The organism is Paenibacillus tundrae (assembly GCF_030812775.1).
In the GTDB taxonomy this organism is placed as follows: domain Bacteria; phylum Bacillota; class Bacilli; order Paenibacillales; family Paenibacillaceae; genus Paenibacillus; species Paenibacillus tundrae_A.
The window spans coordinates 247,713-264,809 of the sequence record NZ_JAUSTI010000007.1 but is presented as its reverse complement, the minus strand read 5'-3'; the positions used below and the strand labels follow the sequence as shown (position 1 = coordinate 264,809).

General features: G+C 42.1%; 12 protein-coding genes. All 12 read left to right on the top strand.

The features are described 5' to 3' along the window. Positions 1-283 precede the first annotated feature (283 nt). Entirely contained in the window at positions 284-1,867 is a 1,584-nt protein-coding gene (locus J2T19_RS14875; protein WP_307216978.1) for a contractile injection system protein, VgrG/Pvc8 family, read from the top strand. Between the two features lie 19 nt (positions 1,868-1,886). Next, the gene (locus J2T19_RS14870) at positions 1,887-3,026 is read left to right on the top strand and encodes a pentapeptide repeat-containing protein (RefSeq protein WP_307216975.1); all 1,140 of its coding nucleotides are present in this window, start codon (positions 1,887-1,889) and stop codon (positions 3,024-3,026) included. Between the two features lie 11 nt (positions 3,027-3,037). After that, a complete protein-coding gene (locus J2T19_RS14865) occupies positions 3,038-3,580 on the top strand; it encodes a hypothetical protein (protein WP_307216974.1) in 543 nt (180 codons plus the stop codon). Beyond that, positions 3,552-4,253 carry a PAAR-like protein gene (locus J2T19_RS14860; RefSeq protein ID WP_307216972.1) on the top strand — a complete coding sequence of 234 codons (702 nt, stop codon included), beginning with the start codon at positions 3,552-3,554 and terminating at the stop codon, positions 4,251-4,253. Before J2T19_RS14865 ends, J2T19_RS14860 begins: the two co-directional genes overlap by 29 nt. A 22-nt stretch (positions 4,254-4,275) precedes the next feature. Then, on the top strand, positions 4,276-7,362 hold the full coding sequence (locus J2T19_RS14855) for a hypothetical protein (protein ID WP_307216970.1): 3,087 nt from the start codon (positions 4,276-4,278) through the stop codon (positions 7,360-7,362). Then, entirely contained in the window at positions 7,349-7,954 is a 606-nt protein-coding gene (locus J2T19_RS14850; protein ID WP_128102037.1) for a hypothetical protein, read from the top strand. Before J2T19_RS14855 ends, J2T19_RS14850 begins: the two co-directional genes overlap by 14 nt. Positions 7,955-8,144: 190 nt before the next feature. Beyond that, on the top strand, positions 8,145-9,014 hold the full coding sequence (locus J2T19_RS14845) for a hypothetical protein (protein ID WP_307216966.1): 870 nt from the start codon (positions 8,145-8,147) through the stop codon (positions 9,012-9,014). A gap of 14 nt (positions 9,015-9,028) precedes the next feature. Next, on the top strand, positions 9,029-9,523 hold the full coding sequence (locus J2T19_RS14840) for a hypothetical protein (protein ID WP_056691829.1): 495 nt from the start codon (positions 9,029-9,031) through the stop codon (positions 9,521-9,523). Positions 9,524-10,079: 556 nt separating this feature from the next. Further along, positions 10,080-12,269 (top strand): hypothetical protein, encoded by a 2,190-nt coding sequence (locus J2T19_RS14835; protein ID WP_307216964.1) that lies wholly within the window; start codon positions 10,080-10,082, stop codon positions 12,267-12,269. A 7-nt stretch (positions 12,270-12,276) separates the two neighbouring features. Next, positions 12,277-12,774 (top strand): hypothetical protein, encoded by a 498-nt coding sequence (locus tag J2T19_RS14830; protein ID WP_307216962.1) that lies wholly within the window; start codon positions 12,277-12,279, stop codon positions 12,772-12,774. Between the two features lie 256 nt (positions 12,775-13,030). Beyond that, a complete protein-coding gene (locus J2T19_RS14825; RefSeq protein WP_307216960.1) occupies positions 13,031-15,706 on the top strand; it encodes a hypothetical protein in 2,676 nt (891 codons plus the stop codon). Then, positions 15,703-16,728 carry a hypothetical protein gene (locus J2T19_RS14820; protein WP_307216958.1) on the top strand — a complete coding sequence of 342 codons (1,026 nt, stop codon included), beginning with the start codon at positions 15,703-15,705 and terminating at the stop codon, positions 16,726-16,728. Before J2T19_RS14825 ends, J2T19_RS14820 begins: the two co-directional genes overlap by 4 nt. Positions 16,729-17,097 lie beyond the last annotated feature (369 nt).

Below are 17,097 nucleotides of genomic sequence, written 5' to 3'. Positions count from 1 at the left end.
ATAGTATAACAGATGCTCATCTCCTATGAATTAATGGGTGGAAAGACTGGGATAAAAGTGCTAAGTAAGCTGGTTAAAGACGAAAATAATTAAATGGACAAGAAGAAGGGGCAGTAGTGATACTGCTTCATTTTTGTGCGCGGATACGAATACATCATATGTATATAAAGTCTTATTTTTATCCTTTTTGATGAAAATTAACAAAATCCATTAAATATTTTACTTATAAAGTCGATAAATAGAAAATTAATACATCTAAGAAAATAGGTGGTGAGTGAGGGATATGTCTCTAGTAACAATTAGTTATGAACAATTACAGATTCAACCATTTGATATCCGAATCCATGAAGTAACATTACTCATGAAAGTTCATGATCATGGCAAGCTTACTTTCACTGGAGTGATTCCAGAAGAGAAGGAAGAACAGTACGTACGAATGGCGGACGAGAGTACACCAGTTGAATTGTTCTATACGGACGAACAGGGTCAAAAGCAACGTTTATTTCACGGAATTATATTGAAGCTACATGTGAAGGTAGAGAACAAGGTGTACTGGCTTGAAGCGGAGGCTGTGTCCCATTCACATGCTATGGATCTTCGGCGCAAAACACGCTCCTATCAGAATGTAGGTATGTTAATTCCTGACGTTATGCAGAAAATTAGTGGGCACTATCCAGATGGACAAGTCTTCAACACCTTCATAGAGAAAAAAAAGCTGGGTGCGTATACACTGCAATATCAAGAAACGGATTGGGAGTTCTTGAAGCGACTTGCGTCACATTATCATACGGTTCTTGTTCCCGTATCAACGGAGGAACGCATTCGTATCTATCTTGGGCTGCCTGAACAACGGGATGCAGGGAAGCTGGAAGCGACTCACTACCGAATGTATAAAGATATGCTCGCTTATCAGAAAGAAGCTAAGCTGGGGACGAGTGATATCAATGAGAAGGATTACATCCGTTATGAAGTACAGGTACGTGATCGGGTGCTCCAGCTTGGGGATCAAGTGCAGTTCAAAGGACAGTCACTATATGTGTTCGAAATTAGGACTGAGATGAAAAAGGGGTTGCTTTTACATCATTATGTGCTTGGCCACAAAGCATCTGCATATCGCCGCAAGCGTTACAACTCCCGTTTGGTGGGTGCATCCATCTCCGGAAAAATCATGGGTGTGGTGAGAGACGAGGTTCAGGTTCATCTTGATAGTGATCAGGAGTGGAGCCTGGCGACAGCCTATCTGTTCCCATACTCCACGATGTATGCATCGGATGATCAGACTGGTTGGTATTGCATGCCTGAAAAAGGTGACAGTATAAGGCTCTATTTTCCCAATGCTAGAGAAACTGAGGGCATTGCGCTCAGTTCTGTTCGTCAAAAACTACCTGCAGAAGAAAGTCCGGCAAGTGCGGTTTCCTCTGGATCGGGGGCATCCTCCCATACAGGTGGGAGCGGAAGTGGAAATAGCAGTGGGGCAGGTGGGGGAACGACAACGGTTTTACAGCAGCAACGGCTGCAGCCAGTTGTGAATTTTGATAAGGATCTGAAAGAAGATCTGATGGCGAATCCCAATACGAAGTTCCTTCTAACACCGACGGGTCAGAAGATTACTTTTGAAGAGGATCGCATCACGATTACCGGCTCGACCGGAGGGGCAACGCTGACTTTGACCAGTGCTGGAACGATTATTCTAAATTGCGAGAACAAGATCACGCTACAGGCCAGTAAACAAGTGGAATTAGTAGCAGAGACGGTGACCCTTCAGGCGAATCAGATTGATATGTCTACCAAAGACGGTAATGGCGGTTTAACCATCGATCAAGGACAGGTCGTGATCAAAGGAATCGAAATATTAATGAATCAGTAAAAATGCGGAGGATGAACCCATGCATCAGATGGAACTATGGCAGCAGTTTCTGGAACAAGAGGCATTGCCGCTGCGAAACGCCAAAATACATAAGCTTCATGAATATTACATTGCGAATAGATCAGAGATCGTGCAAGGGTTCGTTCCGTTATTCGGGGCGCTGTGCGAACAAATCTTATTGCAGCAAGAGCGTGGAGAGTTTCAGTCGTGCAGCACCATACACGTATCGTTGATGCGGACAAGGCTCATTCAAGGTGATCCTGCCTACATGCTGCACGCGAGTGACAGACGTCAAGAACGTGAAGTGCCTGTCAGTGGATTCTTATATGATGCGAGCTGGATCTATAGCTTTATGGATCAATGGATTGAGGAATGCGAAGATGGTCGCAAACGGTATATGAATCGGATTGATCAGGCTGCATTAGCGGCATGGCAAGCAGGTCAGCTCTATCCTTTTCACGTTTATATGGTTCTTGCTGTTCGTCATGCTATGGATACGATCCGTACAATGGATTCTTTTGAAGCGATCAGAAAAGAGGTACAGTTCGAAGTTCGTGTGGGAGAGTATCAGGACCACGAAGTAACGGAATCTGTATATCGTTTCAACGGATTACAGAGAAGCTCTATTGCGTGCAAAGGTTGGCTGGAAAGCAGGCTACCGAATGAATATATCTATGAACATATCGCTGGTGTTAATCTTTGTAACGGAAATTATGCAGAACTAGATTTCAATCATGCGAGATTCGAGGAAGTGGATTTGAGTGGAAGCAGCTTTGAAGGTGCAAGTCTACTAGGCACACGATTTGAACGTTGTCAATGTACACAGTCCAACTACGGGCAAACACTACTTCTTGATACAGACTTTCGAGATTGTAACCTCACAGGTGCCAGCTTCGATGGTGCATGGAGTGAACGGGATACATTCATAGAGACGCATGGACTGATCTATGGTATTCATGGACTTCGGTTTCAGGGAGCGAATCTAAGCCATGCCACATTTAGGTACGCTAGGATCGCTGGTGATTTTACGGGCGCAGAACTAGAGCAGGTGAATTTCACAGGAGCAGATCTATCGGGTAGCCGGATGCTTGCACAGGATCGGTTCCGGGTTGAACTGACCTCTGAGCAACGAGCTTCCGTAGAATGGGTTGAGGCTTAGGAGGCTAGCGTATGGAGTACTATATCATCGAATATGACCGCCGTCTCCCGCAGCAAGGGGCTATTCAATGGCCGGAACGGATGCTTCGGGGGTATGAACAGACAGCAGATGAAGAAATGGTGTATGTAAAACAAGGTGAAGTGTTTACATCCCCATGTATCGTTAACCACTATCCTATACAACTGTATGTGGAAGAGCTATCTCGCATCATGCTCAAAATGGAATCAGATCTTCATCACAAACGCATAGTGGTCATGAATCTGGAGCAGCAGAACCAGACGTTCTATGAATGGATCGAGTTACCTCAAGTGAGCTGGATGGCACCCGAGGCAGTTCAGGTTCAAGCCGGACAAGTTAACGGTATAGATCTTGGACATCAAGGGTTGAGCGAGAGCTCCATATGGTGCGTCCCGTATTACCGCTCATATCTGACGATCGTAGGACTTGAAGTAGCCGAGAAGTTATTAAAAGCAGGAATATATGGGTTAATCGTGAGACCGAATCAGATAACAGGAGGAGAACGAGATGGGGATTATAGATACGGTACTAGATAAAGGTACGCTAGGTGAGTTGCTAAGCTCACCTTGGAGAAGTGAGGATACCTACGTAACCGCAGGAGCTTATATGTATTGTACATTAGGAACACATGAGGATGTGCTTAACAAGCTGGAGCCTAATGGTGTGTATATCAATGGGAGTCCAATGATAACAGTGGACGACTGCGTGACGTCCACATCGGAGCCAAGAGTTATGCACGGCGTGCCTTGTACCAAGATGGGAGAAAACATTGATGGGAATCTGTATTCGTTCGGATACTGTAGAAGTGAGCTGCATCCTATGAAGACAGCGGAAAAGCTAATTGGAGACTACGCTGCCCTTCCACATATCATTGATCCAGATCCATTAGAACCAACATTCGGTAAGGCTGTATTTCCATGTGCGCCAGATTTGATGCCTACAGCTTCAGCATCTGCACCAGCACAAGCCCCGTTTACCGCTCAAGCTACAGCCCAACTTAGCGCTATGGTCTCACTACCCATGTCTAATTCATTATTGGATGCATTGACTGGAGCAACGACAAAGTGGACAAATGGGAGTTCCAATGTATCTATTCAAGGGGTACCCGCGTTAACGAGCAAGTCTTGCTTGTATTGCAAATGCGGTGGGAAAATCAGCTTACTTACCAATGGCATGGATCCAGCTCCCCCTCAATTTTCAGCCAGGTAGCTTCTAAAGGGGGAGATGAGATATGGAAGTAACTTATCAAGGAGATGGCTATGAGTTAACATGGCCATATAACATCAGGGAGCTGCGTAGTTTTCGAATTGAGAGAGCATTTAACACGCATGCCAAATGTGTATTTATAGCTCGCATGAGCGAAGAGGAAGCAGAGCAATGCTTGATACATAGCAGCTTTGAGGATAGTTTAATTATACAAAAGATTACGGATGCAAGACCGGAAAGCTGGTTTGCTGGGGGGATTATCAAGGTAGACATCCAGATGGAGGATGGCATCCCGCTTGTAGAGGTACATGCACTCTCGCGTAGCTACGTGATGGATATGACACCCCAAAGCCGTTCCTATCAGAACAAACGTCTGACATATACTGATGCTGTGCGCCAGTTGGCTGGAAAGTACCATGGAGGAGATGCCCAGAACATGGCGACCAGTGATCAGGCATCAATCGGAGCCTTGCTTGTGCAATATGAGGAGACGGACTGGCAATTCATGAAGCGACTCGCAGCCCGTGTGGGTACCGTCATCTTGCCGGATGTTACGATGGATGCCCCTCGTATATTCTTCGGAGTCCCGGACTTATCGTGGGGGCAGGAGATCAAGGCTATTCGGTACACGGCGATGAAAGATCGAGCACAGTATGAGCAACTAAAGGCACATGCGGAAGGTGACGATGCGAAGAAGGTAACTGAGTCTGACTTTGTCCGTTACCGTGTGACAAGTGAACAATTCTGCCAAGTAGGCGATGATGTCTCTTTCAAAGGGCAGATCTGGGTCGTGTCCGAATCCGTCATTAGCTATAACGCAGGCAGAATTAGATATGAATACCTGTTCGTCCAAAGACGAAGCCTACGACGCAAATCCCGACGGAATGAGCAACTTCAGGGTAGATCGCTGGAAGGGCGTGTCGTGAAACGGGCGAATAACATGGTGAAAGTTCATTTGGACATCGACGACCAACATGATGAGCAAGGCAACTGGTGGTTTCCGTACTCGGGGGAAGGCAACAACATCTTTCACTGTTTGCCAGATGAAGGTGCACGCATCAAAGTATATTTCCCCAGTGGGACAGAGAAACAGTCTATGGCTATTCATTCTGTTCGCGGTGGTAGCGACGATATGAAAAGCCGGACTGTATTCCATAAGCCAGCAACCAAAGTGTTCGAGATGCCAGGCGAAGCGCGTATGCAGCTTGGCGACGATGGCGTATTGTTCAAGAAAGGAAGCGTCAGTCTGCATCTGGATGCGGGAAACATTAGCCTGAACGCGACGGAAGATCTGCTCGTGGTGGCGAGTAGTCAGATTGAGGCGGGTTCAGGTAACGACAAGGGCATGCTGGAATCATTCAAAATTCAAGCAGAGCAGCAGATTGTCTTGCAGACGAATGTGGATCAATATGTCGTCCTTAGTGGCAACCGGGTGGGCATTCAGAGCAAAAAGGTGGATTTCCAGAAGATCGAAGTCGATTTCGCGGAAATGCTGACCGATCAAGAACTGGAAGAGCTGTATCTGGATATGCTGGCAGATGGCGAAATTATGAAGCAGGAAATAGATCTGTCGATGAATTTGAAAACGGCAGTTCAGTTAACCGATGCACAGCGCGCTGATATTCGCAGCCAGGTTGCACAGACAGCTCAGAGTGATCCTGGACTAGCGAATCAGGCGAAGGACTGGATGAGCAGTAAAACGCCGGATGAACAGAAAACGGTCTATCAGAAGAAGTATGTGAATCAACCTGCCGCTGAACCCGAAAAGAAAAGCAAAGAGCAAAAACAAGTGGAACTGGCGCAGCAGCAACAGGAATACAAGGAGATGAATCAGAACCGTACGAAGATTTACAATTGGCAGCAACAATCGAAGGAGATTCGGGCAACAGGAGAACGGGCAGGGAAAACGGAAGCCCAAATCCAAGCGATGCTACCCGCACCTCCGGTACTTAGTGGACATCGCTCTTCTGGGCAAGGATCTTCAAGTGGGAAAAAGAGTCTGGGTGAGCAGTTCATGGAGTCCACCGGTCTTGGAGATGCCTTTAAATCTATCCGTCCATGGCTCGATCAGATGGAGCTGGACCATGTCATTCCGCAAAAACCGGATTATTTAAGCAAACAAACGCAAAAAACGGTATACTTATCCAGGTATACGTTCCAAGTGTTGATAGTAGATCCCCAGATGATGATTGCCCAATTCAATATTATTTTTGGCGTGGTGGCCATCATATCCGCGATCCCATCAGGCGGGCTCTCTCTGTATGTCCTAGCTGCTGCAGATGCAGCTATAGGTGCAACGATGATTGTTGTGAATGTCCAGAAACTGAATGACCTGAAGAACGGAAACGCGTACACCAATCCCACGTTTCTTGGGATGGATCAGAAGATGCTGGATGATCTCGGTGTTGCTCTGATGTTCGTCAATCTGGCGATCTTGGCCAAACATGGGTTGAATAAAGCCGCCGATAAGCTGATCAATAGCAAGAACATGTCGGCATTAGATAGTAACTGGACGGCATGGAAACAACAAGCGAATGAGGATACTATTATACCAAGTGGTATAATAAAAGAAGGCAATATTATTGGGCGTAATTATAGTAATTATACAATTTTCGATCCTTCTTCATCTGCAGTAAAATATTCAGAAGATTATTTGAAACTGATGAGAGATGGAACTCCGGAAGTAAATGAGTGGGGCATTATTTTCAGTAAAGATGGCAGTCCGATAAGTACATTAATGACAGATCATAAACCAAACAGTATTGATATATCCCCTTATCAAAGTATAAGCAAAGATACAATATACACACACAATCATCCCAACGGTGGACTTTTCAGTTGGCAAGATTTAGAAACTGCCAGAGGTTATAATATGGCTGAAATTAGAGCCACCTTACCTAATGGAGTAACATTAAGTATACAACGTGGATCTAATGGTTGGAACTGGACAACTATGGACATGCAACAAATATTCTTTCAAGCTGCACAAAATGTAAAAAAATCAGATCAATTTCAAACATTATTTAATCAAGGAAAGTTAGCAGAATTAGATATGTTAATGATGAAGGAAGTAGCAGATTTAGTGGGAGGAATATTTCATGCATATAAATGATAAATCTAAAAGAGAGTTTTTATACAAGCCAAGTTATTTTGCAGGTATGATTGTAGATGATGAACCGTTGACTTTTGATTCTTTTTATGCAATCAGTGATGAGTTTATAAGTTTAAAACAAACATTTTACAGAAGTACATTATGCGAGCTTATATGTGAATTAATTCATATTTTTAAAATGGGTTCTCCTAATTATTCTAGATTAGCTACTTTGTTCGGAGATAGTTATGATTATACCCACGGGGGCTTAATCGCAGTTTATGGATTAAAAGAAGCTAAGGCAAGGAAAGAAGAATTTGAAACACAACACGGATTAGGTAAAGCTGGTATGGATTATGGAAACAAAATAATTGTTAGTGTTGAACCGGTAGACCGTATGTTTGAGGATATCATTAAAATAGAAATGGATATTGACATTGAAACTCTAAAGGTAGATTTTTTATACTTGTACGTGAATGGCAGTTTAGATTTAATAAAAGTAAAAAATGATTTAGAGCAATACTACCATAATATAGTGATATTGAAAGAAGAAAGTCTTACAATATCGAATGAAAGCTGTCAAATCATTATTACCAACAGTAATTTAAATTAAAAAATGATGAATAATGATTCAATAACACGCTCTTTTTTTTGATAACTATACGAAATTTAACATTCAGCAGATCAATCGTTAGATGATTGATCTGTTGTTGTGTTTTCTAGGAATGAAGAGTTCCCTGAATGTCTAGAAACTGAATGACCTGAAGAACGGAAACGCGTACACCAATCCTACGTTTCTTGGAATGGATCAGAAGATGCTGGATGATCTCGGTGTTGCTCTGATGTTCGTCAATCTGGCGATCTTGGCCAAACATGGGCTCAATAAAGCCGCGGATAAGCTGATTAATAGTAAAAACATGTCGGCACTAGATAGTAACTGGACGGCGTGGAAACAGCAAGCGAAGACGAACTTGAATAAAACAGCGGGTAACATCACGGATTATGCTTCTGATGCGCTGAATCGTGCGAAGAATCGCCTTCCCGGTTCAAAGCTCGCCATGGATGGCTCACCTCATGTGTCCTTCAGCAAACCTACCAAGCCTTTGCCGCAAAATAGCCGACAGCAGAACTTCTGGAAAGAGACGGAGGCAGGTAAAGGAGATTTAGCGAGGAAACTGGATGGGGGAACGGGTTATGATAAGTACGATTATAAAAAGGTTGAAGAGGTAGAGAACAGAATTAGACATGAATCTAAAGAGCACGGGCAGTTTTTTGACAAGGATGGTAATTTAATTGGGGACACTGTTATTGGTAATGAGAAGGCAATAGATATTAGTGCTTATAAGGACAGAGGAAAGGATGCTGTGTTTACTCATAATCATCCTACTAACGGCCCCTTTAGTTTGGAAGATATGATGGTAGTTGTAGACTTTGATATGCTAGAGATAAGAGCGATAACTCCCAATGGAAAGACATTCAGTATGGCAAGAGGGATTGACGGATGGAAAGTTGATGGCCAGTCAGTTCCAATGGTTTACCGATTAGTACAAGAGGAGTTAAGAGCAAATGTTAATTTCAATAAGTTATATAAAGAGGGAAGAATGGATGAAGCTTGGGACATGTTTTATACTAAGGTAGCAGAAAGAATTGGTGGGGAATATAAACGAAAATAGGACGGTGATTAATATTGAACAAGAAGTTTCTTTATAGTAAACCTATTATTATAGGGGTTTTGGATTCAGGAAATGATCAATTTAACGATATAGGTTCTTGGCTTTTTGATGATTCACCAACATTACTCAGAAAAAAGTTTAGGGAAGATTCTTTGGATGAATTAGTAATGGAATTAATTAATATTTTCAGAGAAGGAAATCCGAATTATCAGGAACTTGCTGGTTTATTTGGCTTGGTTAAAATTGAGGAGGATGAACAAGAAGGATTAAAAATATGTAAAGTAAGGAATATTGAACGGCTTTCAGGTGATTTGAATAAAATTGAAATGCATATTGATGCTCAAAGTTTAATAATTAATAATCTATACTTATATATAAATGAGTTGGCTAATTTACAAAAAATAAAGCAGAAATTAAATGATAAGTTTGAAGAGGTAGATTATCAGAGTATTACTGAAAGGCTCATATTTAATGAAAAAGAGCTTATTATAGGCATTATTAAATTATAAGAGAAGAAGTGGAATGATGAATCCTTAGCAAGTTCATCTAAAAAAAGTGTGAGTTCGGTTTACAACTCGAATAACAAGATCGTACAATATCACCAACAAACCAAACACTAAACGCTCTATCCGACTTGTTTTATGAGAAGGATTGAGCTTTTTTGTGTTTGAAAATAAACGTAAGAGCTGAATAATATGGCGAAACGAGATCAAGAAGGAAAACAGGTAAGATTGATTGCACAGGCAAAAGCAGAATAGGAGGAGCCTAAAGATAAAATTCGAAGTGACTGTCAGCAAGCAAGGGAATTACGAGAGTAGGTAGGCATATTGAAGCGGTCCGGGTAAACAGGCTTTCAGCTTAGCGAAGAGATTGAGGTGCCATTAAAACAAGCTGAACATTGGGATGCAGTAACGGAGAAGGAAGACGGACTGCCCCTCTAGCAAGCATTGCAGCTCATAGACAAGTGAGAGCGTGAAACCTCAGATTGTAGGCAACTTGTGATGTAAAACGAAACGGTTCTAACATGGGAAAAGCAAGAACTTGAAGATGCAAGGTAGCGACGATATGAAAAGCCGGACTGTATTCCATAAGCCAGCAACCAAAGTGTTCGAGATGCCAGGCGAAGCGCGTATGCAGCTTGGCGACGATGGCGTATTGTTCAAGAAAGGAAGCGTCAGTCTGCATCTGGATGCGGGAAACATTAGCCTGAACGCGACGGAAGAACTGCTCGTGGTGGCGAGTAGTCAGATTGAGGCGGGTTCAGGTAGCGACAAGGGCATGCTGGAATCATTCAAAATTCAAGCAGAGCAGCAGATTGTTTTGCAGACGAATGTGGATCAATATGTCGTCCTTAGTGGCAACCGGGTGGGCATTCAGAGCAAAAAGGTGGATTTCCAGAAGATCGAAGTCGATTTTGCGGAATTGCTGACCGATGAAGAACTGGAAGAGCTGTATCTAGATATGCTGGCAGATGGCGAAATTATGAAGCAGGAAATCGATCTGTCGATGAATTTGAAAACGGCAGTACAGTTAACCGATGCACAGCGCGCTGATATTCGCAGTCAGGTTGCACAGACAGCTCAGAGTGATCCTGGACTAGCGAATCAGGCGAAGGACTGGATGAGCAGTAAAACGCCGGATGAACAGAAAACGGTCTATCAGAACAAGTACGTGAATCAACCTGCCGCTGAACCTGAAAAGAAAAGCAAAGAGCAAAAACAAGTGGAACTGGCGCAGCAGCAACAGGACTACAAGGAGATGAATCAAAACCGTACGAAGATTTACAATTGGCAGCAACAATCGAAGGAGATTCGGGCAACAGGAGAACGGGCAGGGAAAACGGAAGCCCAAATCCAAGCGATGCTACCCGCACCTCCGGTACTTAGTGGACAGCGTTCTTCTGGGCAAGGATCTTCAAGTGGGAAAAAGAGTCTGGGTGAGCAGTTCATGGAGTCCACCGGTCTTGGAGATGCCTTTAAATCTATCCGTCCATGGCTCGATCAGATGGAGTTGGAACATGTCATTCCGCAAAAACCGGATTATTTAAGCAAACAAACGCAAAAAACGGTATACTTATCCAGGTATACGTTCCAAGTGTTGATTATAGATCCCCAGATGATGATTGCCCAATTCAATATTATTTTTGGCGTGGTGGCCATCATATCCGCGATCCCATCAGGCGGGCTCTCTCTGTATATCCTAGCTGCTGCAGATGCAGCTATAGGTGCAACGATGATTGTCGTGAATGTCCAGAAACTGAATGACCTGAAGAACGGAAATGCATATACCAATCCCACGTTTCTTGGAATGGATCAGAAGATGCTGGATGATCTCGGTGTCGCTCTGATGTTCGTCAATCTGGCGATCTTAGCCAAACATGGGTTGAATAAAGCGGCCGATAAGTTGATTAATAGTAAAAACATGTCGGCACTAGATAGTAACTGGACAGCGTGGAAACAACAAGCGAAGACGAACTTGAATAAAACAGCGGATAACATCACGGATTATGCTTCTGATGCTCTGAATCGGGCGAAGAATCGCCTTCCCGGTTCAAAGCTCGCCATGGATGGCTCACCTCATGTGTCCTTCAGCAAACCTACCAAGCCTTTGCCGCAAAATAGCCGACAGCAGAACTTCTGGAAAGAGACGGAGGCAGGTAAAGGAGATTTAGCGAGGAAACTTGATGGGGGAACGGGTAACTCTCAAGGAACACATTATATAACTGATCCAGCAGAGATGAAGCCATATATCATACCTCCGAAAGATGGCTTTGATGCATTTTTGGAAAGGAAGTATATCAAAATAAGGAAAATAGGTTTAGAGGACGTGTCTGTAGTGGCAAAGAATTCTGGTTTATCTGAGCCAGAAATAAGTGCTGTGAAAAAACATTTATTTCTTGACACACATCCGCTATCAATAGAAGGTGCTACTTATAAAGAACTCTACTTTAAAGCTGATCCAGATGTTGCACATATTTGGGAAGTAGCTCAAACTAGAGAACTTAACACTGTAGAAAAAGAATGGTTTAGAAAACTAGCTAATCATGAATTGAAGGAGAAAGAATTAATGGAAAACGGGATGCCATTAATGGATCATTCTACATGGAATCCCAAAACCGAAAGATTTAATCCTGATCCTGAAAAAAATGCACATGATAAAGCAAATATTACTGACCCTAACCCTAAGAGTATTCCAGATTTTGACTATCAAAAAGATTTTGATAGATACTTTTCTGATGCTAAAGATAACTACTAATCACGAGGTGAACAAAATGCATATTGAAATAGCGGTTTCTAGAATAAATGATATAAAATGGAATTTAGTAGGGACACTTGTTAATGAAGGATATGAAGATTTAGGCTATGAATTTTTGAGAGAATTGGCTCAATTTTTTAAAAAGAATCAGTTACAACCTGTGCCACCAGCTATGGCAAACATTGCAAGGTTGCTTGGAGATTTTGAAGGTGAAGTAACTGTTTCAGCTTATTGTAATTTGGATGCAGTGGAGTTTTTGAATAAAAGTTTGTACACACGAAAAACAATTGATTATTATTTACAATTGGCAAAGTATGCTGATGATTTCCCTGATGCGAGCCAGTATCTACATATATATGAGCTTTTGATTAGAGTCTTAGAACGAGGAGGTTGTTTTTATCTTAAGCATAATGAGCTAGAAATAGAAAAGAGAGCCTATTATCCTTTAAGTGGATGGTTTGAAAGGTTTATTGATAAAGAACCAATGGACATAAGTGATCTTTAGTATGTCTATAAGAATGTGTAGAGATTTATTATTCAACTATATAATCTAGTGTAATACAATAATTAAATACAACCTTTAAACTAATAACTTGAAAAGCTTTCATAAGCTTATTCCAACTTGAACGATGAGGAGGAATGAGCTTTTTTTATTGCTTGTCCAAAATATGAACAGACAGTGGTACTAGAATTATTGAAAATCAATCAGGAATTAGAAAAGGAATTGCGCTATAGAAAGCCAATGAAAGTTCGAGCACAGTATGAAAATGAAGGCACATGCGGAAGGTGATGATGCGAAGAAGGTAACTGAGTCTGACTTTGTCCGTTACCGCGTGACAAGTGAACAATTCTGCCAAGTAGGCGATGATGTCTCTTTCAAAGGTCAGATCTGGGTCGTGTCCGAATCCGTCATTAGCTATAACGCTGGCAGAGTTAGATATGAATACCTGTTCGTCCAAAGACGAAGCCTACGACGCAAATCCCGACGGAATGAGCAACTTCAGGGTAGATCGCTGGAAGGGCGTGTCGTGAAACGGGCGAATAACATGGTGAAAGTGCATCTGGACATCGACGACCAACATGATGAGCAAGGCAACTGGTGGTTTCCGTACTCGGGGGAAGGCAACAACATCTTTCACTGTCTGCCAGATGAAGGTGCACGCATCAAAGTATATTTCCCCAGTGGGACAGAGAAACAGTCGATGGCTATTCATTCTGTGCGCGGTGGTAGCGAGGATATGAAAAGCCGGACTGTATTCCATAAGCCAGCAACCAAAGTGTTCGAGATGCCGGGCGAAGCGCGTATGCAGCTTGGCGACGATGGTGTATTGTTCAAGAAAGGAAGCGTCAGTCTGCATCTGGATGCGGGAAACATTAGCCTGAACGCGACGGAAGATCTGCTCGTGGTGGCAAGTAGTCAGATTGAGGCGGGTTCAGGTAGCGACAAGGGCATGCTGGAATCATTCAAGATTCAAGCAGAGCAGCAGATTGTCTTGCAGACGAATGTGGATCAATATGTCGTTCTTAGTGGCAACCGGGTGGGCATTCAGAGCAAAAAGGTGGATTTCCAGAAGATCGAAGTCGATTTTGCGGAATTGCTGACCGATGAAGAACTGGAAGAGCTGTATCTGGATATGCTGGCAGATGGCGAAATTATGAAGCAGGAAATCGATCTGTCGATGAATTTGAAAACGGCAGTTCAGTTAACCGATGCACAGCGCGCTGATATTCGCAGTCAGGTTGCACAGACAGCTCAGAGTGATCCTGGACTAGCGAATCAGGCGAAGGACTGGATGAGCAGTAAAACGCCGGATGAACAGAAAACGGTCTATCAGAACAAGTACGTGAATCAACCTGCCGCTGAACCCGAAAAGAAAAGCAAAGAGCAAAAACAAGTGGAACTGGCGCAGCAGCAACAGGAATACAAGGAGATGAATCAGAACCGTACGAAGATTTACAATTGGCAGCAACAATCGAAAGAGATTCGGGCAACTGGAGAAAGGGCAGGGAAAACGGAAGCGCAAATCCAAGCGATGCTACCCGCACCTCCGGTACTTAGTGGACAGCGTTCTTCTGGGCAAGGATCTTCAAGTGGGAAAAAGAGTCTGGGTGAGCAGTTCATGGAGTCCACCGGTCTTGGAGATGCCTTTAAATCTATCCGTCCATGGCTCGATCAGATGGAGCTGGAACATGTCATTCCGCAAAAACCGGATTATTTAAGCAAACAAACGCAAAAAACGGTATACTTATCCAGATACACGTTCCAAGTGTTGATAGTAGATCCCCAGATGATGATTGCCCAATTCAATATTATTTTTGGCGTGGTGGCCATCATATCCGCGATCCCATCAGGCGGGCTCTCTCTGTATGTCCTAGCTGCTGCAGATGCAGCTATAGGTGCAACGATGATTGTTGTGAATGTCCAGAAACTGAATGACCTGAAGAACGGAAACGCGTACACCAATCCTACGTTTCTTGGAATGGATCAGAAGATGCTGGATGATCTGGGTGTCGCTCTGATGTTCGTCAATCTGGCGATCTTGGCCAAACATGGGTTGAATAAAGCCGCCGATAAGTTGATTAATAGTAAAAACATGTCGGCACTAGATAGTAACTGGACGGCGTGGAAACAGCAAGCTAAGACGAACTTGAATAAAACAGCGGATAACATCACGGATTATGCTTCTGATGCTCTGAATCGGGCGAAGAATCGCCTTCCCGGTTCAAAGCTCGCCATGGATGGCTCACCTCATGTGTCCTTCAGCAAACCTACCAAGCCTTTGCCGCAAAATAGCCGACAGCAGAACTTCTGGAAAGAGACGGAGGCAGGTAAAGGAGATTTAGCGAGGAAACTGGATGGGGGAATTGAAAAACCTGTAGTTAATATTGATTGGAGCAGATACAATCGTGTAGATGATTATAAGCCAAAGTTCTTTGATAAGGATGAAGAACTTGAATATAAAGTTGGATTAAGGGACTACGATGAGATTAGAAGTGTTGGTATGACTGATATTGAACAGGTTTCAAAAAATACCGGCCTATCAGTGGATGAAATTAGGGTTATGAAACAGCACATGTTTTTTGATTCACATAATATTCCTTTAGATAATCAAAGTTATAGATTTGGAAATTTTACTCCGGATTTGGAAATAGGATTCATATGGAAGGTGGCACAAAAAGATGAACTGAGTCCAAAACAAAAACAATGGTTCCAGGAAATTGCTAAACATGAATTGACAGAACACGAACTAATGAAACTTGGACACCCGTATAAAGACCCGGATGCGTATTCACCTGATGTAAAAATCTTTAAATCAAAACCTCCAGGTGCACATGATTTAGCTTCTCCACAACCTAAATTCGAGCTCCCAGGGGCATACGAGTATATTGAAAAAAACAAAAAAAAATTAGATCAGATGGAGCGACAAAGTAAATGAAAAGGTTAAATCAGGCAATTGAACGTATATCTGCTATAAATTGGAATAGTATCGGAAATAGAGAAAGCAGATCACATGTTCATCTGTGTAGTGAATATTTAAGAAGAGCATCAATTTTCTTGAAAAAATTTCCAGGTTCTTGTATATATCCATTCATTGTTATATCAAATTCAATAACTAAGTCTGAAGAGAACTTTGAAAAATTTCAAGTATTGGATAAAATCAACAACAGCTATCATAGAGTAATAGTAGATAGTTATTTAGAGTTGAACGCATTAATTGATGAAGGAAATCAAATAGCTCTCGAAAATCAAGATTTATTTGAGCCAGTAATTAAGCTATATGAAAGAGGAGGTTCATTCTATAAAAGGGGAGGATTTGTGAATGTCGCTGGTGAATCCTTCGAAATTGTAGATCGAACTAATATAGAACCGCTTGATATAAGTGATCAAAAGCTAGATCAGATAGATATTGAACAAGACATGGAGATATTGTGGGGTAATGAGGATAATATTGTTATTGAAAACTACCTTGAACATGCTCTAAACAGGATTAATTTAATTAACTTTAAGTTTGAAGAAGCAGAAAAGAACTCCCATTTAATCCTGGCAAATGAATTTTTAAAAAGATCAGCATATTTTGAACGTTTTTCATACTTGGATTTGAGTCTCGAAAGTCCATTTGTAAATGTTGCAGAAGCTTTAGGATATTCACCTATTTTAGAAATAGAAAAAATAAGTCCAACAGTTTCATCCATTCAAAATGAAGTAATCAAGTCGATTTGTATACAATACTTGGAATTGTCAGCATTAGTTGATCAGGGCGTATTAAGAGCTCGAAAATATTATAATGTATATGAGCCTCTTATAAAATTGTTTGAAAGAGGCGGGGAAATCGATCTTGTGGATAACAATATTGTTGTTGGATCTACAAGCGTTCCGCTTTCTGACTGGTATGTGTATGCAATGACAAGACCAGAATATGATATAAGCATTGAAAGTTTGAATGCTCTGGATAGCTAATACTCTAAAGTAAGTTATAGTAGTGGAACGATTTTAATCTAAATTGTTGCCTTACTAAAAAAGAAATGCCTTCCTTTATTTAATTCTCAATATCGAATGAAAGCTGTCAAATCATTATTACCAACAGTAATTTAAATTAAAAAATGATGAATAATGATTCAATAATAACGCTTTTTTTATTTTTTGGTGTGATATCTATACGAAATTTCACTTTCAACAGATCAATCGTTAGGTGATTGATCTGTTGTTGTGCTTTTAGGAATGAAGAGTTGCCTAAATGTCCAAAACTAATGACCTGAAGAACGGAAACGCGTAAACCAATCCTACGTTCTTGGAATGGATCAGAAGATGCTGGATGATCTAGGTGTC

Bases quoted from the DNA above. Each gene is read 5' to 3' on its own strand.
- J2T19_RS14875 (WP_307216978.1), top strand. From the start codon at position 284: ATGTCTCTAGTAACAATTAGTTATGAACAATTACAGATTCAACCATTT.
- J2T19_RS14870 (WP_307216975.1), top strand. From the start codon at position 1,887: ATGCATCAGATGGAACTATGGCAGCAGTTTCTGGAACAAGAGGCATTG.
- J2T19_RS14865 (WP_307216974.1), top strand. From the start codon at position 3,038: ATGGAGTACTATATCATCGAATATGACCGCCGTCTCCCGCAGCAAGGG.
- J2T19_RS14860 (WP_307216972.1), top strand. From the start codon at position 3,552: ATGGGGATTATAGATACGGTACTAGATAAAGGTACGCTAGGTGAGTTG.
- J2T19_RS14855 (WP_307216970.1), top strand. From the start codon at position 4,276: ATGGAAGTAACTTATCAAGGAGATGGCTATGAGTTAACATGGCCATAT.
- J2T19_RS14850 (WP_128102037.1), top strand. From the start codon at position 7,349: ATGCATATAAATGATAAATCTAAAAGAGAGTTTTTATACAAGCCAAGT.
- J2T19_RS14845 (WP_307216966.1), top strand. From the start codon at position 8,145: ATGGATCAGAAGATGCTGGATGATCTCGGTGTTGCTCTGATGTTCGTC.
- J2T19_RS14835 (WP_307216964.1), top strand. From the start codon at position 10,080: ATGAAAAGCCGGACTGTATTCCATAAGCCAGCAACCAAAGTGTTCGAG.
- J2T19_RS14825 (WP_307216960.1), top strand. From the start codon at position 13,031: ATGAAAATGAAGGCACATGCGGAAGGTGATGATGCGAAGAAGGTAACT.
- J2T19_RS14820 (WP_307216958.1), top strand. From the start codon at position 15,703: ATGAAAAGGTTAAATCAGGCAATTGAACGTATATCTGCTATAAATTGG.